At 38.5% G+C, this 24141-nt stretch carries 30 protein-coding genes; 1 reads left to right on the forward strand and 29 read right to left on the reverse strand.

Annotated elements, in window-relative coordinates:
* The first annotated feature begins 306 nt into the window (after positions 1-306).
* The gene (locus tag H065_RS0105060; RefSeq protein ID WP_017811936.1) at positions 307-1809 is read left to right on the forward strand and encodes an alpha/beta hydrolase family protein; all 1503 of its coding nucleotides are present in this window, start codon (positions 307-309) and stop codon (positions 1807-1809) included.
* 22 nt (positions 1810-1831) lie between these two features.
* Here H065_RS0105060 and H065_RS0105065 read toward each other — a convergent pair whose 3' ends face one another.
* The 29 genes from H065_RS0105065 to H065_RS0105200 all read right to left on the reverse strand — a co-directional run bounded on the left by H065_RS0105065 (position 1832) and on the right by H065_RS0105200 (position 23990).
* Positions 1832-2572, reverse strand: coding sequence for an ATP-grasp domain-containing protein (locus tag H065_RS0105065; RefSeq protein ID WP_017811937.1), 741 nt, complete (start codon positions 2570-2572; stop codon positions 1832-1834).
* A 41-nt stretch (positions 2573-2613) separates the two neighbouring features.
* Positions 2614-3090, reverse strand: coding sequence for an NUDIX hydrolase (locus H065_RS0105070; RefSeq protein ID WP_017811938.1), 477 nt, complete (start codon positions 3088-3090; stop codon positions 2614-2616).
* 340 nt (positions 3091-3430) lie between these two features.
* Entirely contained in the window at positions 3431-4015 is a 585-nt protein-coding gene (locus H065_RS0105075) for a hypothetical protein (RefSeq protein WP_017811939.1), read from the reverse strand.
* Between the two features lie 31 nt (positions 4016-4046).
* Positions 4047-4421 (reverse strand): hypothetical protein, encoded by a 375-nt coding sequence (locus H065_RS0105080; RefSeq protein WP_017811940.1) that lies wholly within the window; start codon positions 4419-4421, stop codon positions 4047-4049.
* Positions 4422-4455: 34 nt separating this feature from the next.
* A complete protein-coding gene (locus tag H065_RS0105085; protein ID WP_017811941.1) occupies positions 4456-5019 on the reverse strand; it encodes a histidine phosphatase family protein in 564 nt (187 codons plus the stop codon).
* Between the two features lie 232 nt (positions 5020-5251).
* Positions 5252-5557: a hypothetical protein gene (locus tag H065_RS0105090; protein ID WP_017811942.1), complete on the reverse strand. Its 306-nt coding sequence runs from the start codon at positions 5555-5557 to the stop codon at positions 5252-5254.
* A 94-nt stretch (positions 5558-5651) separates the two neighbouring features.
* A complete protein-coding gene (locus tag H065_RS28540) occupies positions 5652-5798 on the reverse strand; it encodes a phosphotransferase-like protein (RefSeq protein ID WP_152425812.1) in 147 nt (48 codons plus the stop codon).
* Between the two features lie 6 nt (positions 5799-5804).
* Complete coding sequence (locus H065_RS0105095; protein WP_017811943.1) at positions 5805-7550, reverse strand: helix-turn-helix domain-containing protein; 1746 nt, start codon at positions 7548-7550, stop codon at positions 5805-5807.
* 46 nt (positions 7551-7596) lie between these two features.
* Complete coding sequence (locus tag H065_RS0105100) at positions 7597-8370, reverse strand: (2Fe-2S)-binding protein (RefSeq protein ID WP_017811944.1); 774 nt, start codon at positions 8368-8370, stop codon at positions 7597-7599.
* 1 nt (position 8371) lies between these two features.
* Positions 8372-9406 (reverse strand): ABC transporter substrate-binding protein, encoded by a 1035-nt coding sequence (locus tag H065_RS0105105; protein WP_017811945.1) that lies wholly within the window; start codon positions 9404-9406, stop codon positions 8372-8374.
* A 302-nt stretch (positions 9407-9708) separates the two neighbouring features.
* Positions 9709-10185, reverse strand: coding sequence for a GNAT family N-acetyltransferase (locus tag H065_RS0105110; RefSeq protein WP_017811946.1), 477 nt, complete (start codon positions 10183-10185; stop codon positions 9709-9711).
* Between the two features lie 115 nt (positions 10186-10300).
* On the reverse strand, positions 10301-10897 hold the full coding sequence (locus H065_RS0105115) for a chloramphenicol phosphotransferase CPT family protein (protein WP_017811947.1): 597 nt from the start codon (positions 10895-10897) through the stop codon (positions 10301-10303).
* A 139-nt stretch (positions 10898-11036) separates the two neighbouring features.
* Entirely contained in the window at positions 11037-11450 is a 414-nt protein-coding gene (locus H065_RS0105120; RefSeq protein WP_017811948.1) for an HIT family protein, read from the reverse strand.
* Between the two features lie 73 nt (positions 11451-11523).
* Positions 11524-12162 (reverse strand): zinc dependent phospholipase C family protein, encoded by a 639-nt coding sequence (locus H065_RS0105125; RefSeq protein ID WP_017811949.1) that lies wholly within the window; start codon positions 12160-12162, stop codon positions 11524-11526.
* 88 nt (positions 12163-12250) lie between these two features.
* Positions 12251-12661 (reverse strand): YfbO family protein, encoded by a 411-nt coding sequence (locus H065_RS0105130; protein WP_017811950.1) that lies wholly within the window; start codon positions 12659-12661, stop codon positions 12251-12253.
* 33 nt (positions 12662-12694) lie between these two features.
* Positions 12695-13351, reverse strand: a complete 657-nt coding sequence (locus H065_RS0105135; protein WP_017811951.1) for a Type 1 glutamine amidotransferase-like domain-containing protein — start codon at positions 13349-13351, stop codon at positions 12695-12697.
* Positions 13352-13544: 193 nt separating this feature from the next.
* Positions 13545-14312: a nucleotidyltransferase domain-containing protein gene (locus tag H065_RS0105140; protein ID WP_017811952.1), complete on the reverse strand. Its 768-nt coding sequence runs from the start codon at positions 14310-14312 to the stop codon at positions 13545-13547.
* A gap of 53 nt (positions 14313-14365) precedes the next feature.
* Entirely contained in the window at positions 14366-15304 is a 939-nt protein-coding gene (locus tag H065_RS25265) for a serine hydrolase domain-containing protein (protein ID WP_017811953.1), read from the reverse strand.
* Between the two features lie 114 nt (positions 15305-15418).
* Entirely contained in the window at positions 15419-15901 is a 483-nt protein-coding gene (locus H065_RS0105150; protein ID WP_026136039.1) for a tetratricopeptide repeat protein, read from the reverse strand.
* Positions 15902-16008: 107 nt separating this feature from the next.
* Positions 16009-16989, reverse strand: a complete 981-nt coding sequence (locus H065_RS0105155) for a phosphotransferase enzyme family protein (RefSeq protein WP_017811955.1) — start codon at positions 16987-16989, stop codon at positions 16009-16011.
* 265 nt (positions 16990-17254) lie between these two features.
* Positions 17255-17824 carry a hypothetical protein gene (locus H065_RS0105160; RefSeq protein ID WP_017811956.1) on the reverse strand — a complete coding sequence of 190 codons (570 nt, stop codon included), beginning with the start codon at positions 17822-17824 and terminating at the stop codon, positions 17255-17257.
* A gap of 265 nt (positions 17825-18089) precedes the next feature.
* Positions 18090-18512, reverse strand: coding sequence for a hypothetical protein (locus H065_RS0105165; protein ID WP_017811957.1), 423 nt, complete (start codon positions 18510-18512; stop codon positions 18090-18092).
* Positions 18513-18537: 25 nt separating this feature from the next.
* Entirely contained in the window at positions 18538-19185 is a 648-nt protein-coding gene (locus H065_RS0105170) for a bacteriocin-associated integral membrane family protein (protein ID WP_017811958.1), read from the reverse strand.
* Positions 19186-19565: 380 nt separating this feature from the next.
* Complete coding sequence (locus H065_RS0105175; protein ID WP_017811959.1) at positions 19566-20225, reverse strand: HEAT repeat domain-containing protein; 660 nt, start codon at positions 20223-20225, stop codon at positions 19566-19568.
* Between the two features lie 194 nt (positions 20226-20419).
* Positions 20420-20770: a hypothetical protein gene (locus H065_RS0105180; RefSeq protein WP_017811960.1), complete on the reverse strand. Its 351-nt coding sequence runs from the start codon at positions 20768-20770 to the stop codon at positions 20420-20422.
* Positions 20771-20980: 210 nt separating this feature from the next.
* Entirely contained in the window at positions 20981-21505 is a 525-nt protein-coding gene (locus tag H065_RS0105185) for a GNAT family N-acetyltransferase (protein ID WP_017811961.1), read from the reverse strand.
* Positions 21506-21697: 192 nt separating this feature from the next.
* Positions 21698-22066 carry a glyoxalase superfamily protein gene (locus H065_RS0105190; RefSeq protein WP_017811962.1) on the reverse strand — a complete coding sequence of 123 codons (369 nt, stop codon included), beginning with the start codon at positions 22064-22066 and terminating at the stop codon, positions 21698-21700.
* A 593-nt stretch (positions 22067-22659) separates the two neighbouring features.
* Positions 22660-23430, reverse strand: a complete 771-nt coding sequence (locus tag H065_RS0105195) for a hypothetical protein (RefSeq protein WP_017811963.1) — start codon at positions 23428-23430, stop codon at positions 22660-22662.
* Positions 23431-23519: 89 nt separating this feature from the next.
* Positions 23520-23990, reverse strand: a complete 471-nt coding sequence (locus H065_RS0105200) for a hypothetical protein (RefSeq protein ID WP_238557889.1) — start codon at positions 23988-23990, stop codon at positions 23520-23522.
* Positions 23991-24141: the final 151 nt, after the last annotated feature.

Consider the following 24141-nt stretch of genomic DNA (forward strand, 5'->3'; position numbering starts at 1 on the left):
GCATGCGCTGCCGAATCTTTCTTTATTACGAATGTTATAAAATGAAAAAAATCTTCGTCTACATCATGTTGATTGTTTCTTGAATGCCTTTAACAGGAGAGCCGGGATGTCTCTGCTTAATTATTTACTTCATGTAAATGCGTTCAACAATCTAATAACTACTTCTCTCGGACATCTTATCTTTTATTCTATACCAACAGATCACTTGATGACATTGCAGCGTATTAACGAGGTATTTCAGTAGCTTAGATACATCCAGCAATATCACATAAGAACACACAAATTCATTTTCACAAGGAGATCAGGATGAGACTGTTTGAGCTGCTGCTTTTTGTTTCCATTATCGGACTGTTTACTTTGAGCATTGTGTTGAGAAAAGATCGCCGCAGAGTACCGCTCTTCTTTGCAAGCGGCATTACTGCACTGGTTCTAGTCATTCAGTGGGTAGTAGAAGGGTACAGAATTCAGCTCCTTTTCCTGTATGGTATCACGGTTATTTGTTTAGCAGTTTCGGCGTATGCCTATTTCCAGAAAGCAGCTCCTTGGAAAATCTCGCGAATCCTGCGGGGTATAGCTTATAGCGCTATGGCAGTCAGCCTGGTTATCACGGCAGGACTGCTGTATGCTTTCCCACTATTTCAATTACCATCACCTACTGGTTCATTCAAGGTAGGCACACAGGCTTTTCACTTCGTGGATACGAATAGAAAAGAGACTTTTGGCGAAACTGGAGACAGCAAGCGGGAATTAATGGTTCAGGTATGGTACCCGGCTCAAGCAGGTGCTGGTGATTATGCTCCCTGGATTCCAGACACCCGGATTTTGGATTATATGGCAGCAGACTATGGTCTTCCTGACTTTACTTTTCAGCATCTGAAGTATGTATCCAGTCATTCGTACACAGGCGCCATTATCTCTCCAGCGCAAGCTGCCTACCCTCTGATCCTGGTAAATCCCGGTAATGGTTCTTCCAGGTTCCTCCACACCTCGCAGGCCGAGGAGCTTGCCAGTCACGGCTATATCGTAGCAGCCATCGATCATACCTATAATACATTTGCAACCGAATTTCCAGATGGAAAAATCACGACCAGTACTACTAATCAATTATTCTCACCTGACCATGACTATCAGACCGAACGCAGCAATCGCGATACATTGGGAAAAGTGCTTACGGATGATGTAGCTTTTATACTGGATCAATTGGAGTTGATCCAATCCGGACAGATCACAAGTAATCTTCAGGGGAAAATAGATCTCGATCATATCGGCGTATTTGGCCATTCGATCGGTGGCGCAACCGCTTATGATGCTTCTTTTGATCCACGGATTACGGCTGGAATCGACTTGGATGGCGGACTCTATCGACTCCACGATCGACAGCAACTGCACAAGCCCTTTTTATTTATCACTTCACAAAGCGAATTCACAAAATTAAAAAGAGTGCGTGAAAACAAGCCTTATACGGATGCAGAGATTGAGCAAATGGGTTCAACCAGAGAGTGGGAAGATCAGGTAGCGGCAGATAAAAAGTTGGAGCTGCAACGAATGCGCGAGACTATTAGTGAAGGAGGGCAGGTTCTCTATATCGAGCATACCGAACATTTGAATTTCACCGATGTTCAGTTCATTTCTCCACTGTTCCGCATGGTAGGTATTACCGGGCAGATTGCACCGGAGAGAGCGAATACGGTGATCAATGCTTGTATACTCGATTTTTTCGATGAGTATCTGAAGGGGCAAAGTGACAGCTTGATGAGAGGAGCAGATCGCCGCTTCCCGGAAGTGAAGCTTGGAACTCCGCTGTTATGAAGAAGTGTCTCTTCACCTACGCTTACAAATGTCTCAAATAATCGGTCGTTCCCGTTAACTCTGACCATCTGGCGGTGAGGAATTTCGCATAGTTTACAGGAGCTATTCCGTAGGTTCCGAGAGAATGACCATCATTAATTTCTACCAACTTCATATTTCCATCGTAATCTATGCCAAAATCCAATCCATAGGCTGCGGGCGCATCGGCAAAATCATTGATAGCGTTATTCACTATATCAAGGTCCAATTTTGAATCCCAGGCACCTTTGTACGGTCTGATATCCAGAATCTCTCCATAGCGAATAAAGCAGCGCCATTCTGTTCTGAAATCAACAATCTCGGAACACCAGACAGTGGTATTGGCATCTTCTTCTATGAGACCTATGAAATCCTTATATTCTCTAACTACTTTACCAGCAAATTTCTTAGTGATATCCTTGGGTTTAACAAATACATTCCAGTTCTGATTATCTTCGAAAAGCTCCTGGATCGTTGTTGTCCATATCCTTCTACCAAAATAATGAGATAACGAATGAGGATAATCAATTTCTTCTTTATTTCTATTAATACCAAGCAGTGACAGCCGACTTCTCACATTACCAATTCCACCGACTACAATATCTTCCTGATGGTGATCCTTGATGTCTTCTACCTCATAAAATTTAACCGTTTCCCAACCCAATGACATGAATCCTTCATATGCCACAAACGCATTTACATTGTAGAACTCCCCATTTTTGTTTGTTTGAATATATGCTCTCATTAACGAACCCTCTTATCTATTTGAATTATTCACTAAACGATTTACCGAAGATTCACAAAATGCTGAATATGATCGCTTCTTTTCAATTGGAGCAATTCAGTCCGCAGGATCTCCGGGTAGACTTCCAAGTCTTGCAATTCATCGATAGGGAACCACTTGAAAATAAGTCTACCATCGTCTTCTACTCCTGGAAATTCGTCTGTAGGTTTTGTGATTTCATGTCCTTCCGGAAAAGAAACCAGATAGTAAAAGCCAATCTCATGAAATTGCAAACCATCGTATTCAAAGAAATCTTCATTAATAAAAAGCAGTTTTGGATTCTCACCTTCCACATCCAGCTCTTCTTTGATTTCTCTCAAGACGGCTTGCTCTGTCGATTCATTAAATTCAACGCGACCTCCCGGAAGATTCCAGAAGTCGTCCTTTAATGTAGTATGTAGTAAAACCCGATTATTATGAACAACAATGCCTGCCACTCTGAAATTAAACTTATTATTATCTCTTTCGAATGTAATCATATGAATCCACCTTTCCGTCATGGGATATAATAATTCGATTACAACTCTTTAATTTTAAAATAGACTCTACTATTAATTATGAAGGTTGTCTCGTATAGATACTACTTCAAAGACGGCTCTTAGCTACAGTATTCCTGTAATCAAATAGCGGACACAGCCAGTATAGATGCTGCGCTACAATATATCCAGTTCTTCTTCGATTTCGATAGTAATAGATCTTTCTTTTTCAGTTTATTTAAAATTATTGTTCTAGACATATTTTTCATTCTCTTTTAAATCAGATATTATAAGTCTCTAGAGTTCCGTTTATTTAATATATGTTTCAGGCTTTACTCTTTTTTTAAAGTCCTCTCTTCCTAAAGTATCCTGACATTGCATGCAAATAGTCTTTTGCTTCCACAGGATCATCCAAGTAATTATAGGTATGACTCACGTTGCCTTTTTTCGAAATAGCATAGGCTTTTAATATGTGCAATAACCACTTATCTTGTGGAATAATGATCTGGGGATTATAAAAAAAGAACCAGCAACAGTCTGCCTCTAATACAAGCTCATCCAAAAAGGACATATTGGGATGGTCTACATAATCCAATAAAACTTGACGACTCATATGTTCAGCCATATTCTTGGCCTGTTCAAAAGTTATAGTCTCTTTATACTCCTCTAATCGATCTTCATATAACAATTCTTTCATCTGAAAATCTTTTGTAATACCTGTTATTGTAATTATACCTTCTGACATAATATCGAGCTTTCGAACCTGTTTGTCTTCTATCGTGATTTCTTCAATCGTACCGATATTAGAATTCGAATCGAATACTTTAGACTTTATTTCAATGATGTCGAGTGCTCTGCCTTTTATTCGTATTGCCTCATTGGATGTGGATACGACTGAATGTATTGAAAAAATAGGAGGTCTAGTCAATATGATTCCATCCTTTATATTTATAGCTTGGCTATAAAGTGTTTTTAACGTTCAATTTCACTTCGCTCATCAAAGGTTGCAGATCTTCACCCTCTATCACGATTACAGTCATTCCCTGTTCTGATCCAGATTCATGCACTTCACCTGGCTCCCAATAAGCTGCTTTTCCAGATTGAATCCGGTATTGTATTCCTTCTTTACCTGTTACCCATCCCTCACCCTGAACGACTAAAAATAACTGGTTGATCGTCGCTGGATGTGAGCCGACTATTCCTTCGGGTCCAATAAACATACAGCCTATATGTAATGATTCGTTATGTTGAATAATTCTTGAGAAGACAGACTGTTTACTATCAAAATTGGTAATTTCTCTTCCTGTATCTTTATCAAAATTATAGATTTTCAAAAAATCATTCCTTTCTTTATATAGTAGATATTGATTAGCGCCATATTCTCTCTACTTCAACTAATATATCGCCCTTAAATTCCATTTTGTACATGTCTGGCATCGTCGATGAACTCCAAAAATCGTAGCTGTACTGCTTATCGAAATAATTCATCATTAGCGTCATGATATCTCCATGTGTTCCAATCACCATTTTTCTGCCCTGATGTTTATATAATAGCATTCGTAAAGCCTCAACAGCTCTCTTTTGTGCATGATTACTTGATTCGCCACCCGAATAAGCAAAATTAAAATCGTCATATACCCGTCTCTTGGCTGCTGTAAATCCGTTATCTGGAATAACACCAATTGCTCTTTCTCTAAGATCTTCAACTATGCTGATTTCTTTCTCATATTCAATTGCAGATCCTCGGATCGTTTCAATAGCTCGTTCATAAGGGCTGGATATAAAATGATCTATACTTTCACTTTGTAAAATGTCTGCTACTTTAAGTGAATCCTCTCTACCCTGATCAGACAGACTTCTGGATCTTTCTTGTCCCTCTATATAAGGAGACTCAGCATGTCTCACAAAATATATTACCGTTTTTGTTTCCAAAATCATCCCTCATTAATTGAATATTTGTAAATTCTTATTTCTCATCGTTCAAAGAATAACCTTTATCTATATAGCGCCATTGCATTCTTTCGTAATATTCTGACAGATCCGTATAGAGATAAACCTTATCAAACCCCTTTGTCATACATTCATTAGCAGACTCTATCAGATCGAGGAGGTATGCTATACTACAATTTCTTTTAGATTTGCGAGCATTGGAGTCTTCTTCTCTTCATACATCACGCTTCATTATTTCTCTAATGAGCGTTGCAGCATTTTCGATTTTGATCTTATTATTTCTTTTATCACTTTCCCACCCTATTGATACTGCATGTTCAATGAGACTGGCAATCAGCCCGGGTTCGTAAACAATAATGTCCCAACTATCTTTCCATCCAATAATATATTCAGCAAATGTTGATTTGAACTGATTTGAATATATTCTTAACACGATATCATACGCTTGTTCGTCAACGACATATAAGTACAAAGTTCCTCCCACTGTTATTTTTCGAACTTGCTTTCGAAATACCTTCATATGCTCGCCCCCTCTATTCTTATTTGCGAACCAATGGATACATTTTCTATAAATTATCAGTATTTCTTTTACTTAGTTCTGAAATACCAAATAATCATGACCAGATTGTATATCGTAGAATCTTATTAGCACATTCTACCGGATTCAATTCTTCTGTAGTTACTTCAAGATCATATTCATCAAAACGATATATCTGGTCGAATTGAGAACTTGTCCGTCCAATGTTTCGATTTCCTCTGATTCACTCCTAGTGGCAGTTCATCTGAAAGTTTATTGTCAACAAAGCCTGCTTAATCTGATCCACGATGCTATTGATCCCAATCGGTCCGTAACAACCAATCCAGGTTATCGCATCGACGCAGTGGATATGCTGATCCGCATGATTATCGAGCATGTCCAGCACCTGCTGCTCGGTCGCCGATATACCGCCCTGCATTGCCCGATTGCTAAGCAGAAAATAGTGGCTGGCTTGCACAGCCGGAAGTCTATCTACGGAAATATGATACGCCGTATCCGAAGTATCCGCCACAAATAATGGAATAGGCAAACCCAGATCCTTGTACAGCACAGCACCCGTACGATGAGCAGCCGAATGAACGCGAATGAGCGAATCAAGCGGACGGATTAGAGCCACACTTTGTTCTGCCAATACGATAGCCAGTTCTTCGGACAGCAGCGCAGTGCGTCGGTAATAATCCGCCAGGATGATTTTGGCTTCCGCTCTTTTGCCAGTCAGTTCACCGAAAACTCCCAGAATCGTCTGCCATCTCTCGTTGCGCCTGAACATGAGGACGGGAGCAATCCGGCTTAACCTTTCAAAATGACGATCATGAACCTCGGTGCAAATGATTAGATCCGGCGACAGCTGCTCTACAGCTGCCAGATCCGGGTACTCATACGTTCCGAGCAGTTCAGCACCCTGAAGTCTGTCCCGAATCGATGACGGAAAATGGATCGACACACTGCCGGATCCGACACTTCCTGCCGGAGACAGTCCAAGCGCGAGCAAATGGTCAGCATACTGCACATCGAGTACAGCGATACGCTGTGGCGGTCTCTTCACTTGATATTCTCCCCCCATATGACAGATGACCGTTCCTTCCGCCGAGTCGTACGACGAAGCTATTCGATTGCGCAGCAAAGCCTTCGTGTATTCTTCATCCGCTTTGGAAACATGATCAAGTCGATAACGCAAAGGGGAGACGCCGTAATGTTTTTTGAACACCCTGCTGAAATAATACATATCACGATAACCGATTCGATCAGCGATTTCTCCGATGGAAGCGTCTGTATACTGCAGCATCCGCGATGCATTTTCCATCCGCAGCTTGCTTACATACTCCATCGGTCCCAACTGCTTCTCCTGCTTGAATCGTCGTTGGAGCTGCCGTATGCTGCATCCCGCAAGGTCTGCCAACTCCTGCAGCTCCAGATTCCGGCGATAATGCGAGGCGATATAGGATGCGACTACATCCACTCTGTCCGACTCTGCGCCACCTTGACCGCGTTCATACTCCATAATCAGCTCATAGATCATGCTTTGCAGCAACGCATTGGCATGAAAATGTTCCAACCCTTCGCCGCGGCGCCATTTGGCGATGATTTTCTCGGCTTGCTGCACCCACTGTGTATGAATGGTCGTACTCTGAATAAAAGAGATTTGCAGCGGATGTTTACGATACGAAGGCATGGCAGGAGACGCTCCATCCAGGGCAAAAGCCTCGTATGTAATCACCATATAATAAAGTTCATCTGATCCGCACGTCAGCCTAAACGAAGTACCTTTTACAATATGACAAGCAAAAGAAGCTCCAATGCGGCAAACTTCGCCATTCATTGCAAGCTCCCCTTCCCCGCCTACTGCTAGCAGCAGCACATTCGAGGCGAATTCGGTTTTATTAACATCAAGAACACCGCCTGCTTGCAAAGTATCACTGTACCCGTCAAGCATCTTGATTGTCGTTTCACTCCATGGACTTGTCTGCAGCGGCATCTCTCTCATCTCCTGACAATTAGCAAAAGTAACATGCTTGCTGTTGTCATTTTAATTGAGATTTATTCTCAGTGTCAATTTTCGGACATTTTCTGCAATATTCCCCGGACATCTGATAATAGAAGCAGCAGGTAATTCGTTCGTTTTTGGCAATCGGAATCTGGTCCTTGCATGTTGTAAATCGGGTAAATGGATTCCGTCTTTGGTCAAATAAAGCTCCGGGCGCTTCCTGGGTCAAATAGCTGAAATCTGCCTGTACATGCTGATGCTTTTCTCCCGTCTCACCTGCTTCAAGCTTATACAGCGGACCGATCCGCACCATAATGTTCTCCCAGAGGATACTCATCGGAAGCGGCGCGATTGCAGCAAGCATCTTGAACAGCGGAGTCAGCTGCAGCGCAAATATCTCCTCCAGCGCCTTTTCCCGCTGGACTTCCCGGTTTGGCGTGAGCGCTTCCGCCCGCAGACCGCTGACTGCAAGAAAAGGAAAACGGGTCCCTCCCTCCTTAATGAGCGCCGGGTGATACAGAAAACTATCTTGCAGCGAGAAAGAAACATGTCGATGATGAAAAGTCAGGGCCGTCATCAGCGGAGCGGTCCATAGATAGCCGATACGCTTGACTAACATCGAAGCCGCAACTTTCAGGTCAGGCGCATCGATATACGTCTGAAACCAGCGGATATAATCCCGACATGCCGCTTCTTCGTACAGATCATTCAAAGCAACGATACGGACACTGTCTTCAGGCGGCTCACCCAGCAAAATCGAATGTTTGGATGCCATCTGTTTCCACAAATCGTTCGAGAGATAACGGTCCATCTTAGTTCGATCCAAGCAGGGCTTCTGCCGCTTGATCTACGATCAAATTGATAGCAAGCGGGCCATAATAGGCAATCCATAAGGTGGAATTCACGTCGTAAGCGCGGTTATTTTTGACCGCATCCAGCGATTTCCATACCGGGTTGTTCGCCATTGCTTCAGCCTCTGTGGCAAACAGCTCGTCCGAGAGTACAAAATAACGATCAGCGCCGATTGCGGGAACTTGTTCCATTGAGATTTCAAGTGAACCTTCCTTGCCAACCTTCTGAATCATCGGCGGCATGTTCAAGCCCAAATCCCGATACAGAATTTCGCCAGTCCGATGTTGAATCCCGTGAATGCGAATACCTTCTTTTCTCGGACGAATCAGAGCTACCGTCTCATCGCCCAGCTTCTTAGCCAGCTTCGCCTTTAGCCCATTAACTTTATTCTCGTAAGCTTGGCGCACCTTCTCGGCTTCGGCTGGCTTATCCGTCACTTTAGCGATCGTGGACAGTGTATCACGCCAATCTTCATAAAAGTCCAATACGAGAGTCGGTGCAATTTTGCTAACATTCTCATACTGTTTCTCTTGGAAATCGGTCATAATAATCAGATCCGGTTCCAAAGACACAATAGCTTCCAGATTAGGCTCATCCCGGGTACCGAGAATCTGTACACCATTCGGCTGATCGCCCAAATATTCCGGGAAACCGGTATTGCCTCCGGCGATCACACTGCCTGCCGGCTTCTCACCAACCGCCAACATCTGATCCAGAAACTTCACATCCAGTACGGCAATTTTCTTCGGCTTTTCATTCAGCACCAGCTCACCCTTCATATGCTTGAGGGTAGCGGGAAAAGCTTCTGTATTTGTGTCTGTTTGCGCAGGGGTCTTAGCGGCTGCCGCAGACGGCTTGCTGTTATCCGCACCGGTTCCGGCTCCGCAGGCAGTCAATATAAGCATAAGGACCAGCAGTAAGCCTATCCCTAATCTCGATTTGTAGGCAGCATTTCCCCAGCTTCTGGACGCTCGCCCTTTCATTTCTCCATTCATGGTAAATCCCCCTTATGTATGATAATGATTTTCATTATCGACTATAAAGGGAGTATAAACGATCTATACTTGGCGTTACCATGTACTTTTGCGACATATTGATGGGACTAATACGACGTGATCCTGCCAATTTGGGCTGAAGACGAACGGCCGAGAGATGAATACAGTGTTATACAATCTTTTGATCCTTCATCTTCATTCGCATAATGCCAAGATGAAATTTTCCAATATGACAAACCGCCTGCCAAACAGTCATCAAATAATACATACTCGCAACTTATATAGTAAAGTGTCTGTCTCAATCAGCTGGTAAATGTTTGTATTCTTTTACCATTCTCGATCCGTTCCTCAAATTGGCCTTTTGTGTATTCATTAATTACGCTATTCCAAAATATCTGGGCTGGCCGATTACTCTCAATCTGATGTACTTGCCATAACCCCTTATGTATATTGAATATATGAGCTGCTGCGGACCTACCGATTCCTTCTCGTCTATACTTCTTCAATATGAAAAATTCGGCAATGGAATAATAGCGCAGTTCTGCAGAATCAATGAAATGAACCAACACAAACCCTACATATTTCTCTTCTTTTTTGATAATATAAGCAAATCGTTGATTGCCTTCTTGAAAATACTCTTCTAAAGGATACGGACTATATTGCCCATCTTCTTCTACGTCAAATTGGAGAAACTCCGAGAAATCATAAATATAAAATTGCATGAGATTTTCCAATACTTCTTTATGCTTCTGATTAACTTGTATGATATCAAAATCCATTTTAGATCCTCCGCATTTTGTTTAACATTCAGAACGACTCCTATATCATGCACTAAAATAGTAAAAGACAACTTTTTTAAACTATTTAGTTTCATGTCGTCTTTTACATCACAACTTATTCGTATTTGTTAACATCTCTCTTATTCAGCTTTTTAAATACTGAGTAATCCTGACCAGATTGTATAAAGTTCAAAATTTCTTTCGCACATTCTGCTGGGTTCAATGCCTCCGTATTTACTTCAAGATCATATTCGTCAAAACGATAAATCTGATCGAACTGAAAATTTGCCAGTCCAATATTTCGGTCTCCTCTTTTTTGTTCTCTTCGTGCAAGTTCTTCTTTGGAGCATTGTACACCTACGAATAATACAGACTGATCAGCAAACATATCGAGGCATTCATTAAACCGTTTGTCACTATCCATCACAGTATCTGCTATTACATTCAAACCCATCTCCGAAAAGAGCTTAACTGTCGAATGATACACTGAGAATACCGAATCATCTACAATTTGTGAGACAACTTGATGGTCTATTTCTTTTGGAGATGTACCTATCAACTTATTATTAACAAAGTCATTATAATTATCAAAAAACTCATCCAGTGATAAATGGTGGAATAAAATCTCTTTCTGATTAATCAGTTCATTGGAAATACTTGTCTTTCCTGAACTTGAGGTTCCGTTAAGCAGTACAATGAGTCCTTTTCTCAAATGGATCACCCTTATCTATAAGAATTGCGTATCTCTCAGGTAGTGTTTCTTTATTCTCGCCACAGCATAGAGTGCTCTGCCTAGACCTAGGTATGCCGCATGAATAGTATGCTTTAATCATGTTTATATACAGTTTTTACTACTCTATCAATGCTTTTAAAATCCGTTCTCTGGTTTGGCTTAGTCGGTTCTCAGCTCCGTCCGGATGCAGAGGTTCACCCCAAGTAAATCCATCGCCCTGGTATCTTGGAATGAGATGCATATGATAATGGGTCAGATCATTAAATACTCCTCCATCTTGGCAAATCCTTATTCCATCGGGTTTAAATACTTTCTTCAAAACAATTGAGAGCATTTGTGAGGCATCCATGATTGCATATGCAGTCTGTGGATCAATCTCATCAACATCGAGGTAATGTCGTTTGGGAAGGATTAGAGTATGCCCTTCATTAAAAGGAGCAATATCCAGTACACACGTAATCCATTCATTTTCATAAATGATGTTTAGATTAGGTTCAATATTGTTGGCGATTCTGCATCCCAAGCATTCCATATGTATCACACTCCATTCCAAACAGGTTCCTCATTGTGTGTCAAGTGTCCTTCATACATTATCTCCTTCATTATCATAGGGTATGTTGTCCCTTTTTTTCTTTTCCAGATAATTGTTGTAAATTCATTACTGCTACATTGACTGATGTTTCAATATATCCTTCGATCTGCATAAAATGAAAGACATTCAGCGGTTCATTGATTACTTGCTTTTCATATTCCATATCCCCTAACACATGGGGAACCAATTCTAATACATCACTGGACTTTACTTCATCCAGATCAATAACTTTATTCGTTTTATTATTGATTGCTTCCCTCATTTGATTAGTAAAATCATAATGCTCTAACAGCTTTCCATTCAGTAATTGAAAATCACCGTGATACAGGGAGGACACTTCAGGATCTGCTTCCATTCGATTTCTTAGCCATGGCATATAAAATCCCTTCATCCACTGCTCGTCTGCAATCAAATGCGCAAAATATCCCAGCACATATATATGATCTGAGTATGATTTGTATTTAGACAGGAATTCCAGGTAGTCTATATGTCTTGTATAGTTCTGATGTTCTCCTCTATAGAAATGGGATTCATCCTTGGTGACAACCGCATCTGGGGCAATGCTGCCCAGCAGAAATGAAGTTTTATCTTCGATATTCAATCGTTCGGCAATTTTATAACCGATGATCAAATGCATAATTCTGGATCCCATAACCAAAATCACCCCATGATAATTTGATTTATCTGCATACATTAATTCCTTACTAAATAAAGTCCACTTGGTTTATTCTCATCATCTATTAATCCCACCATACGGAGTAAACCTTCATTCCGGCTTCCAATAATGGCGCTGCTTTCGGCTCACCAAATTGATATCCTTCTTCTATATCACTTGGTTCCAGAATCCTTAATCGATCCATTAATTCATCTTGATGTAAAGTGGATAATATATATATTCTTTCAGAGAATGGCCATCCGTTTTCTTCAACCTCATAGATTTCCACAAATACATCTTGGACTTCAATTAACTGTTTGGTACTCTTCAATGTCTCGTAGAATACATCAATACCCGGATGATTTAACAAATTACATCCAATGGATGATTCTTCCTCGTTACCATCAAAAAATAACTCGAGAGAAACGATAGGAGCTGCTCCCGAATCAACCTCGAGTTCGAATTGATTATTGATTTTATGTAATAGTTTTTGCATAAATATGTCGTACCTCTTCCATTTTTATTTCTACTATACTTTCTGAATCCCGGAGTGGGAAATCAAATATACAGGTCCCAATATTTCCATTTTGCCATCCTTTACACGTATAGCACTCTCCTGTTCTGCAGCATAGACATCCATTTCTTCAGATAAGGGGAACAGATAGCCTTGAACAAACGTGGAGTAATCGCGTTTAGCATGAGATTCGTAGGCAAACTGATGAAAGCCGATCCCCTCATAAATAGTACTTGTTTCAACTTCATCTTCATTTTCTATCAAGCTCAACCATTTGGCAGACATATTTAACGCGCCAGCACTGGCACCTATTATAACCGCCTTGCTGTTCTTAATCACATCCGACAATTCATATTCTGCCAAGAAATCTTTCTGCAACACAGGATCTCCACCGCACAAAAAAATGACAGAGGCATTTTGAATGAACTGCTGGGCCTGTTCCTTCTGCATGCGATAATCAATGAAATGATATTCATCGAAAATAATATCGGCCTGATTTAACCAGGTGTATTCAGAAACATCCTCCATAGCAATTTGTTCATCTGTATAACTAGACGGTTGAGCACTGATCATAACGAGCGATTTTCTGTCTGTTATATCCTTATGCAATAATTTGGCCAGTTGCTCTGGAAAAAAATGATTAAACCAACTGAGATAGTAGTGAGTACTCAAACTTAATTACCTCCATATGTATTATTTCCATTCTTAATGAGAACATAGTATACACGCTACAAAGAAGAATAGCTCTTCATTCATTTCAATTACACTTTCTTGTACACTCTTCATAAACCCAACTCATTTTCACTATAAAATTGAATATGAGCGAGGAATATTCACGTCAACCTGTCTACTGAGTGAACAGATTTTAGCTCAAGAACTTTCTGGAAGCAGCCATTACACGTAGAGCGTTCTCGAAATAACGATATACTTCATCTGCAATTCCCAGAAACTCTTCAACACTTACATTACTATCGAGGTAACAAGCATACAGATAATCAACTAAAGCAGGATCAATCTCACAATAATCTAATATGGCATTCTTCATCGTAACCATATCATCTTCCCATACACCTGTATCCTCCAAAACCAAACAGTACAAAGCACGAAGTAATCGCTTAGAGTAACCTTTTATATATCGGACTTGCATTGTGTGATCACTAGCAGTAGATAGTAAACGGTGTATATGAGCTACTTCTTCCTTGGTGTCTGTATTCAAGTCCAAAATAAACTTTGGAGAAATCTGGATCGGTGGTACTTGTTCACCAACGTCTTGACCATATACGCAGGTACAAATCACCTTCACCCAGAACCCCCACTCATTGGGCTTACTTAATACATCCTCCATCGAGCAGATGATTGTATCGATCTTAGTGAGTATCGGATATTCTTGCAAAAGTCTGTCTTTAATCTTTGATAGTCTTTCGTAATCAATCTCTTTGGGATCCTCACATACAATCGTAAAGTCTGCATCTGACTTAAATGGTGTAGCCGTTCCTTTGGGAATGGAACCGCACATATAGATGCTATGAATCTTGCCTTTAAATTCAGTAAGAAGGTTATCGATATACTTATCAACAAAATCCTTGTATTCACTTTGTATTTCAATTTTATTTATGACTTTTTCTAATATCATATGAAATCCTCCTGAATTAAAATTTTGTTAGCAGAAGCGCTGATTTCTTCGTATTATCGCAAAAGTTCTGTAATCGCTCTTAATGGTTTGAAGGTATCGCCGTAGGTATCACTGGTTAAGGCGACAACTATATTTTGGGAATGATCTACACAGATGTACTGCCCGCCCATACCCATAGCGAAATAAAAAGAAGGATCTAATGAATCACCGGCTACCCACCAATGATGACCGTAATAACCGATACCATCATAGGTTAAATACTTTGGTTGGGTTGAAGTGGATATCCACTCCTCACTCAGTAATTGCCGTTTCCCGCAGCGCCCTTTGTTTAAATAGAAGCTGCCGAATTTATGCATATCTTGTATAGACATATGTATCCCAAAACCACCAATATTAATTCCCTGGGGATCTGCATGCCATATGAAATCTTTGATCTTCAAACTGGAGAACAGAACCTTTATTGCGAAATCTTTTGCACTCATGCCTGACACTTGTTGAAGTATGGCTAGTAACAGATGGCTGCAGCCCGAATTATAGTTCATTCTTTCACCAGGTTCGGCGTTTAATGGGCGCTCTAATATATAATCAACCCAGTTAGGACTATGTATCATGGCAGGCCATCCATTCCATTCTCCCAGCTCTGGCCAATCAAATCCTGCACTCATACTCAATAAGTGTTCAATGGTAATACTTTGTTTGCGGATGTCTTGATCCTGCTGAAGCGACGGGAAGTAATGAACAATCGGCGTATGAATATCCGAAATTAATCCCTGCTCTACCGCTATTCCAATCAAGCATGAAGTAATACTCTTGGTGCATGAGTTAATTTTGTGGAGCTTGTCTTTTGATTTATTATTTCTAGAATATTGAAGCACGATGTCTGTTCCGACACTTATCAAACAACTTTCAACTTTTTCTTTTTTCAAATAGCTAACAAATGGTTTTATTTTCTCATCGTTTATTTGAATTTGATTTGGAAATTCAAACATCATTGATTAGCTCCTATTCGTTAATCCCAGCGTATCTGCTAAGATTCCTGTATTCATGGCTCAGTGTATGTCAGACGTCTGGATCTTAGCGCAACGTAAACATTATTTTCTTCATCTTTATTTCCATACCTTGTCTAACTTATTTGAATAGTACTGTATCGCTTTTTTATAAGATTGAATTCCTGGGTCGCTGCTCGTTTCAGAAAGCAACGTTAATAATATTTCCATCGCCTGGTCATATTCTTTCAAGTTATATTTAGCCATTGCTAAAAAGACACGATATTCGTTATCTTCTGGGTATTCATGTATTGCCTTTTCAAAAATCACTTTGGATTGTTCATACATTCCTAATACTCGATAAGTACTCCCAAGCCCTAGTAAGGCTCCTTTTCTATCTTCATCTTGAAGCCCCAATTCCAATGCTTTCTGGTAATAAGGTATCGCTTCTCGTTCTAATTCCAGCAGATCATGTACCCAAGCGCATTGGTACCAGACATCTGGATTAGAAGGGTAAAGCTTTAATAAATCAAGTAACAGAGTTTTAGATTCCAATAGTTTTCCCGATTCTCTAAACTCAATAGCCTTTTTTAATTCATTCATTTTCCTCATCCTTTTATCATTCATAATAATTCCAGCTAATGCTTCCGCATTCACGACAGCCTTTCTTCTTAGATAGCTCTAATCTTACGGAAAAACGATGCATACGATCAGAAAATCACTTTCCTGAAATACTCTATCTTGCTGTCAATAAATCCATCATCAAAGTCCGCTCCACCGATCATCTCTGCTTCAGTAAAACATAAGCCAAAGAGCCACAGCTGCCTTAGTACAACAAATATAGAGACCGCTTCTACATCATTTCTACTTAAGTCTCTTACTTGCCTGTATCCGTTTAGAAATGCTTGCCATAGTCTTTCTACTTCATCCTTATCATGACCACTATGAATTTCTCTCGCCAATCTGAACTCTGCGATATCATAAGCTCTCCATCCATAACCACAAATATCGAAATCATAATGTGCTAACTGCCCATCCTCTGTAAAGGCTGCATTTGTATTGCCATGCAAGTCTCCATGACAAATCCCCCAATCCAAACCTTCTTCGATCTTGTTCGCCAACGGTTCCTTTAATTCTGAGATCCGTTTATGAATAAAATGGTAATCCTCCAGACGATGCTCCATATGTAATTTGATGATATCAAGCGGTCTATCTATTAGATATTCCAAATCCAGATTCTCTCTCGCATGCTCACTTCTAAAATGCTCAGTCACTTTATGGAGGTGAGCAACGGACTGTCCAAATAAATAGCTATCTTCTACGGTATGAATCGGCTTTTCATAACCTTCTGCAAAACTAAACATGACCCCATGTTTTACACCTTCAGTGACCCAAAATTCGTTTATGAAGGTGCCATCTTTTCGAGCGAGTGGTATGGATACGTTTACATCATTCTGATTGAGATAATTCAATACATCCAGTTCAAAAGCAATCTCCGATCGATTTCTTCGATCCGCACGATACACTCTAAAGACATATTTTCCTGAACCCGTTTCTAGAATATATGTATCGTTCATGCCTCTAAGGAAGTATTTTAAATGGACAGTTTCTTGAAAGTCATAATTGTTTTTGATATGCGCTAGTAAAGCTTGCCTGGATAAGAGCGAGTAGGTAACAGGAAATGAGTTCAAATCTACACCATCCTCTTCACTTCTAATTTAGCTACAACTATACCATATGTTGGTAAGAAGTTGTTTTTATTTACTTTTAAACGATTCAATATAAGCCATTAACTTGTATTATGACTTGCCCGTTAGTAACTAAATTCCAGGCATTGGATAATCAGTGGACTTTTATAGTGTGAGCTGATTTCCTATGATGTTCCTGTATTCACGCGCGACGAATGTCTGCAGCGTGGATATTAAGTAAAATGATGCTATGTTCATTCTTGAAATACTAAAAGACCTTGATATATCTTAAATAGTCTCCTTCTTCTCTGAAATGGCTTATCCGGTTTGTATCTAAGCCATTACAAATAGAAAAGTAGCCTTTGGAAGTTATAAAGCCTATTCCGTTTAAAATCCAGTTTGAAGTTGTTTGACTGATCTCTTCTGTGACGGACTGACTAGCTATTAAGGTTGACTCAAATTTATACTCAATAATCTCCATACCAATAATTGTAGCTCGATTAAATTTGAGAACTTCTTCCGGTCTTTTACGCCACTCATATTCAAACTTTCCAAACTCCTCAAAATCATATTTCTCAATCTCTTGATGAATATTGATTAAATTTATAGATAAAGCCAATTCCTCTAGCTTGTAGTTGCATACTTCCAAATTGAAAGCAGTGAATTCCAGAATAATTGGAGCATCGTCATTCCATTCTTCATTGATCTTGTCCCACATGGTATATATATTTATGATGTGCTGCTCTTTTAATCTTAGTAATTGAGAAGAAAAGCTCTGTATGATTTCAGAACTCGATTTATAAAAGTTTGGCTCATAGTTGTTGATTCCAAATTTCATTTCTTCTCTCCTCACTCATAGATATCCAAAATCCTTGAAACGTTTGATCCAATAAATTTTCTGTACTGATCCAATTTCTGATTTCTTTTGTATTCATTTCTGCTAACTCTCTTTTCTTGTATAAGATTTAGCGCACTTTAGATAATTACTTATATTTACGATCCGACGTATGTTGGGTATATGGCGAATACCGGATCAGGCTACATACATTAGCGTGAATACTACACTATCAGATGCTGACATTTTCATGAGAGTCTTTCCAGTCTTATAGTCCAATTAAAGTAATGACATCATTGTCTTCAAGTTGGCTCTCAATCCATTCGATTAGATCTTCAATAAATCTCATTAGTTTTAAAACATCTATCTTTTCATACTCTTCCAATTTCCATTCTAAAACTGATTCTTGCCAAAAAAATGTTGAAATATAAGCTTTCAATCTGATTCGATCTTTACGATCAATTATATCTCTTAAGTTTAGTAATTCTTTTATAATCGAATGCCATTGACTTTTTCCAATTTCGAACCTTTCAAAAACCCTATAGGATTCAAATCCCTTTTGAATTGCTGGAGTTATAAAACTGAAAGACTCATCATCTATATAAATAGATTCTTCATTACCATAACCTTTAAATAGTACACCTGGAAAAAGCTCAAAATAATTTCGTTGCTTTAATTCGTGCAATCTCATTAGTTCTATATGATATCTCTCCTTATCACTTAATTTTTTTTGACATCTCTGTTTCCATATTCACTTTAAAAACTTCTATTTCATCTTTTAATTGGGGCGTTGTAGTTAATGTATAAATATCTTCTTTATCTGTTGGAGCAAGTTTAATTAATCTGACGCTTGGAGAAAGTTGTTCCACCGCTCCAATTCCTTCAAAGTTTAGATCTATGGTAATACTTTTTTCGTCGTTGTTAGTTAAGTTACGAACAGCGATATGTGCATGTGGACTGTCGGTTAGCCTTCCAACTAAATAAAAAGAGTATTCGTACTTTCCATCAATCGTAACTTGCCTCATTTGCTCTAAATATTGCTGATTTTTTTCATCGATTTCTTGCATTAATTTTTCATACTGTGGCTCCCGAAGAAGTGTTGCAGAAAAAACAAATGAAACTATAACCAAAAACAAAACTAGCATGATCTGAGAAACTATTCCAAATGGCATCTTATTTTTAATCAAAAGCACTATGGATATAATAAAAAAAGCTAGAAGTGGAAACCAGATGAAATAAAGAATGAAAGGGCCTGCAGGTCCAATCATATTTCTATCATCAATTACCAAAGACATAAACCACATCAACGCCAACCCTGCAATCACAACCGCTATAATCCATATTACCTTTACTATTTTTTGCATTTCTTAGCTCCCCCTTTAATAAATTCATTGTATTGGTTGTGATTAGTTATTAAAAAAATCTCTTTCTGACTTTAAAACTTGAAGTTCCGTTCAGCCATGATGATTCCTTGTATCAAACGAATCATCTTCACTTTTTAGATTTACATTCACAGCTCATTTTCCAATTTTTTAATTAGATAGATCATTAGATCATAATCTAGAATCACTTGATCTCTCATATTTACTTCAATGTGCTTATAGAACCGGGTGCTTCGCCACTTAATTTCGCAAAGATGTCCTCCTGTTTTCGCTTCTCTGCTCACCACTTCTGACAGAACCAAGGTTACACAATTTATATTTTGATTGGATATTATGAGATGTAACAATCTTATTCAAAGCTTCTATATGAAGTCATTTATTATTCTTTCTGCATTTGATCTCACATACTCAAACTCACTATTTAGTGCTAACTTTAGGTAGTGTTCAAGTTTTTTCGATTTTATTTGGTATAACACTTCCAGAGCGGCAATTCTTTGATATTCCAAGTTCGTATTCCATACAATTATGGCTTTTTCTTCAGCATACTGAGATTTAATATATCCAAGAGCTAACAATGCTCTTCTTCGGACATACTCATCCCGATCATCAGCAAATTTAAGAATGATTTCTTCAGCTTCTGAATAGCGCTCAGATATTTTTATAAGATAATGCGCTAACTGCCATCTCACATCCAGGTCGGGATGAAATAAACCCTCCTGAGCTAAAAACAGAAGACTTTTTGGCCTTTCACATAACTTATTAATTAGAATTTCACATTCATTATCTCTTGCAATTATATAGAGTAAGTTATGGATTGTTCTTTGAGACCAATATGAGGGTCCTGTCGTTTCTATCAATTCTGAAAATATAGTATGTATTGTTGTCCAATTATCGTATTCCGTTTCCCATTCATATTCATGTTTTTGGGATTTTGACCATTCCCAAAAATCATTGACTAGTTCATCTAGTTTTGTAGAAATGTCTTTAGAAGAATCACGAATAATTCTATGTGGCTCCTTCATCTTGAAACACCTCGTAGAATAGATTTCCGGGCACTTCGCCTAATACTCTTGTATTCACTAACTAAGCGCATGTCGATTTTATGGCGAACATCAGCTTAAGGCCCATGTCTGCAACGTGGATATTATGCTAAGCGCTGCTTCCGACTTCCTGAATTGACTTCATTAGTTCTATACTATTTTAGCTTCTAATTTTTTTAGCTTCTAATTTTTATTTTCTTCGTGGCATACCAATTTAAAATATCTTTATGTGTTTGATCAATCTTTTGGTTATATCTTTCTCTGTATTCTTCTTTAATATCATTGGGATCATATCCATACCATACGTTACAATTAATCAAAAGATCTCGAATCTCTTCCATCGACTCTTGAAGAAGCAATTCTAATATTTCTGTAGTTAAACGATCATGTTCATCATCTGGAGCACCATTTTTCACTAAACTTACAGGATCAAATCGGTTAACGATTTCTCTTAGTTCTAAAAATATCTTTGAATCTTTAGAGATGTTCATCTCATTATTTTCTTTAGCCTTGTCCTTGAATTCCATTTATTCCCTCCATAATGAATTATTGAATACACTTTAACATTTAGCAGACTTACAACTTATTAAATGATTGCCTCGTGCTCAAATCAGTTGCTCAATCTTCTTAAAATATACTGTTCAGAAGTTGCGCTTAACGTTCCTGTATTCACGACCCGATGCATATCGAGTGTCCGGCGTATGAACGCAACGTGGATATTATAACCTACGTTACTTTCAAAGTCTTTTTAACATATGTATATCATTGGGTTCTAAATCAAATAATTCTTGATCTATTTCGTCTGTCAATTCACTTCCACAGTTTTGGTAGAAATTCACTGCCGACTCTGTCTCCGTTGAGGAAATATACAAGAATTTAGCACCTCTGTTTTTGGCTTCTTTGCTTAACTCATTCATTAATTGTTTGCCTATTCCTTTCCTTCTAAAACTTCTTGTTACGTACATGAGATCTATTTGCAGCTGGTCTTTATTTTTTCCTCTTAATTTGTGACCTAAAACACCAAAACCGATAAGGCAGTCGTTCTCAAATGCTCCATAAGCTATCCCACCCGCTGTTATTTCAATTCTGAACCTTTCTAACAATTGATCTAACTCCCTAGTATCCCATGTTGGGCATTCATGATCGGTGCTAACTTCCTTCAGTCCTGCATCACTGTTCTCATAGATCAAATCAATTTTTTCTGATCGATCAATTTCTTTGATTTTCTCTGCCTCTTCGAGCTTCATTTCTCTAATAATCATCTATATCCAGCTCCTCATCTAATCGTTTTGGTAAGTTTCGCCTAAACTATTTTCAGCTCATATCGTTGGACAAAGCAAGAGGCTCGATCCCCCACAATGTGAATATCATGTTATCGGATGGATTGGGATACATGAATACATTTGTAGATAGTGCCATCGACTTCTTCAGTTATTCTCACATTAAGATTTGTATTACGGATCTTGCTCTTCGAAGTAAATAATTCTGTTTCCAAATGGATCAATCAAACAACATTCTTCACTTTTCCAAGGTGTACTTTCTAATCCAGGCTTCGAATAATTGTGTTGTTTTCCTATTAGATTTTTATAAATTTCTTCAATTCCGATCACCTTAATTCTAAGGGCTGCTCCTGGACTACAATCTCCATAATGTTCACTTAAATGTATCTTAATATCATGCTTAGATAGTTGCATATATAAAGGTGATTTAGGATCAAATCGATGTTCCCAATCTAGTTTAAATTCTAAATAATCTAAATAGAACTCTTTTGCTTTATTTACATCAAAAATCCGTAAAACTGGAACAATTTCTTTAAGCATCATTGAACTCCACCTCCCAAATATGATTTCCACTGAATTTAGACGATTTCATCTGACGTTTACATATTCATGAACCGAGTTATGTGGAGTATCCGGCAAATGCCAAACAAAGAATGAATGCCTATAGTGTGCATATTATGTCATCTGATAAATACGTCTTCTCCGATTCTTCTTGCTCCTTATGCTTATGTATTTAAATAGGCCTTCCAATCGTTTCTCTTTAAACGGATATAGCTTTCAAATTCTATCTTCGCAATGCCTCTTAAAAGGAAGGCTATCCATAGCGTGAATGTTATCTTATATATAGTTCCAAATGACTTGAGAAATCAACTTTCATATTACTTTAATAACAAATCCCCATATGGAACTAAGACAAAATAACCTGCAGTTTGTTCTCTATTTTAGAAGGAATATAAGTGTTAATTGTATAAGTTTTTTTAATCTTATTGTTCCTATAGTATCACTTGCTATAAAATTCGAACACGATTTCTCTAATAAAAAAGACTTTAAGATGATGTACATCTCAAAGTCCTAACTCTGCCATACATTTTATAGTTATTTTCTCCATCTATTTCTCTATCATTTTGCTGCTTACTCTATAACAAGATAGAAGCTGGTGGGGAGCTTTCTTGGGTGAGATGAAGTGGTTTGCAGTGGGGAGCGATGGATTGGCAATATTCGAGCATAATGCGACTCTTATTCATATCATGCTGCTGAGCATATCCATTTAACAGACCCCAAGAAGCAATTAATTTGGGGAGCAATGGCAGCTTCTCATACTTGATTTGGATATTGTTAATATGCTCGTCGATATTAATCCCACTTAAAATTTGTCCTATTTCTACATATGTATCATAGGTTTCCATACTTTTTTTAGCTCCTGGAAAAACGGATACTGAAGCGAGTGCTCTCGCTTTTCGCGCACTCGCTAACCCCGCCGTAATCTCACCTGAAAAATAGTGTATTAAGCTTCGGATATTATGAGGCAGAGCTTGATATATAGGCTCTTTGGTCCCCCAATTGATATTGTCCATGATTTGTACAGCTTCTTCATATTGACCATAAATGACGTATGCCAAAGCAGTATTATAGGCCAGAGAAGCTTCTCGAATATCTTTTTGAGAAATTCTTTTTGCCGGGGCGATCATTGCCCTAATGAATGGTTCAGGTGTATCTTTTTGAAGCGCATTTATAAGCTTTTTGCCCATTCTGAATTTGATGATAAAAAGAACCACAATTAGCATGAATGGTCCTATTAAGATGAAGGGATCTTTGACCATTCCTAATAACAGACTCATACTTCCAAAAGTGATAAGTAATACAATGGGAACCCATAATTTCAGCAAATATTTATTATTCTTCTTCACGAAAATGCACCTCTAAAATTTCATTTATTTTTATTTTAATTTGATAATTACTTAGTAAGTACTATTATGATATGAATATACAGTTTCAATCAATGATCATTACAAAGTAGACATCCAAAACACGTTAAATAAATATCATGTTTTTGGCATCTTGGATATCCTATAGGAATTCCAGGTTCACCGTCCAATAATTCGCAATCACGCCATTCTATATAATTATCAATATCTACATGTTGTTGCTCAAACATTTCAATCATTTGAGCAAATTGTTTAAGACAGCTTGTTACTATATCTTTGTTAGGGGTATAATCCAATTTCTCCCATCCTATTTCAGCTACTGCATTAGAGATCATATGCAGGATAAACTGTTTTTCATACTGAAAACCATCTACAGTCCAAGGTATATCATCCACATCAAAACCTACTGTTCCTCTTCCTACGCTGGATTGATCTTTCTCTGCAAACCAAATAACCAATTCCTTTTCCCGTACAGTTGTTGCCAGCATGGATCCGCTAATTACTAATACCTCAATAAATACTGCGGTCAGTCCATTAGACATATGTATGGATTCCACAACCTTATTATAGACGTTAGGTAACGACACCGCATTTCCCATTACGATCACCTTTCCTTATAACTTCAACTTATCATTACAATTTAGAATTCTAATATATACCTTTCTTCAGTCATTATTCGATCGAATAAACAAA

Origin of the sequence: Paenibacillus shenyangensis (assembly GCF_000346635.1) — a bacterium.
Taxonomy (GTDB): domain Bacteria; phylum Bacillota; class Bacilli; order Paenibacillales; family Paenibacillaceae; genus Saccharibacillus; species Saccharibacillus dauci.

Bases quoted from the DNA above. Each gene is read 5' to 3' on its own strand.
- H065_RS0105090 (WP_017811942.1), bottom strand. From the start codon at position 5,557: ATGAAGGTATTTCGAAAGCAAGTTCGAAAAATAACAGTGGGAGGAACT.
- H065_RS25265 (WP_017811953.1), bottom strand. From the start codon at position 15,304: ATGATGTTTGAATTTCCAAATCAAATTCAAATAAACGATGAGAAAATA.
- H065_RS0105140 (WP_017811952.1), bottom strand. From the start codon at position 14,312: ATGATATTAGAAAAAGTCATAAATAAAATTGAAATACAAAGTGAATAC.
- H065_RS0105110 (WP_017811946.1), bottom strand. From the start codon at position 10,185: ATGGATTTTGATATCATACAAGTTAATCAGAAGCATAAAGAAGTATTG.
- H065_RS0105125 (WP_017811949.1), bottom strand. From the start codon at position 12,162: ATGGGATCCAGAATTATGCATTTGATCATCGGTTATAAAATTGCCGAA.
- H065_RS0105185 (WP_017811961.1), bottom strand. From the start codon at position 21,505: ATGATTATTAGAGAAATGAAGCTCGAAGAGGCAGAGAAAATCAAAGAA.
- H065_RS0105160 (WP_017811956.1), bottom strand. From the start codon at position 17,824: ATGAAATTTGGAATCAACAACTATGAGCCAAACTTTTATAAATCGAGT.
- H065_RS0105120 (WP_017811948.1), bottom strand. From the start codon at position 11,450: ATGGAATGCTTGGGATGCAGAATCGCCAACAATATTGAACCTAATCTA.
- H065_RS0105170 (WP_017811958.1), bottom strand. From the start codon at position 19,185: ATGCAAAAAATAGTAAAGGTAATATGGATTATAGCGGTTGTGATTGCA.
- H065_RS0105095 (WP_017811943.1), bottom strand. From the start codon at position 7,550: ATGCCGCTGCAGACAAGTCCATGGAGTGAAACGACAATCAAGATGCTT.
- H065_RS0105175 (WP_017811959.1), bottom strand. From the start codon at position 20,225: ATGAAGGAGCCACATAGAATTATTCGTGATTCTTCTAAAGACATTTCT.
- H065_RS0105130 (WP_017811950.1), bottom strand. From the start codon at position 12,661: ATGCAAAAACTATTACATAAAATCAATAATCAATTCGAACTCGAGGTT.
- H065_RS0105150 (WP_026136039.1), bottom strand. From the start codon at position 15,901: ATGAATGAATTAAAAAAGGCTATTGAGTTTAGAGAATCGGGAAAACTA.
- H065_RS0105180 (WP_017811960.1), bottom strand. From the start codon at position 20,770: ATGGAATTCAAGGACAAGGCTAAAGAAAATAATGAGATGAACATCTCT.
- H065_RS0105065 (WP_017811937.1), bottom strand. From the start codon at position 2,572: ATGAGAGCATATATTCAAACAAACAAAAATGGGGAGTTCTACAATGTA.
- H065_RS0105165 (WP_017811957.1), bottom strand. From the start codon at position 18,512: ATGAGATTGCACGAATTAAAGCAACGAAATTATTTTGAGCTTTTTCCA.
- H065_RS0105070 (WP_017811938.1), bottom strand. From the start codon at position 3,090: ATGATTACATTCGAAAGAGATAATAATAAGTTTAATTTCAGAGTGGCA.
- H065_RS0105100 (WP_017811944.1), bottom strand. From the start codon at position 8,370: ATGGACCGTTATCTCTCGAACGATTTGTGGAAACAGATGGCATCCAAA.
- H065_RS0105060 (WP_017811936.1), top strand. From the start codon at position 307: ATGAGACTGTTTGAGCTGCTGCTTTTTGTTTCCATTATCGGACTGTTT.
- H065_RS0105105 (WP_017811945.1), bottom strand. From the start codon at position 9,406: ATGAATGGAGAAATGAAAGGGCGAGCGTCCAGAAGCTGGGGAAATGCT.
- H065_RS0105190 (WP_017811962.1), bottom strand. From the start codon at position 22,066: ATGATGCTTAAAGAAATTGTTCCAGTTTTACGGATTTTTGATGTAAAT.
- H065_RS0105200 (WP_238557889.1), bottom strand. From the start codon at position 23,990: ATGTCTAATGGACTGACCGCAGTATTTATTGAGGTATTAGTAATTAGC.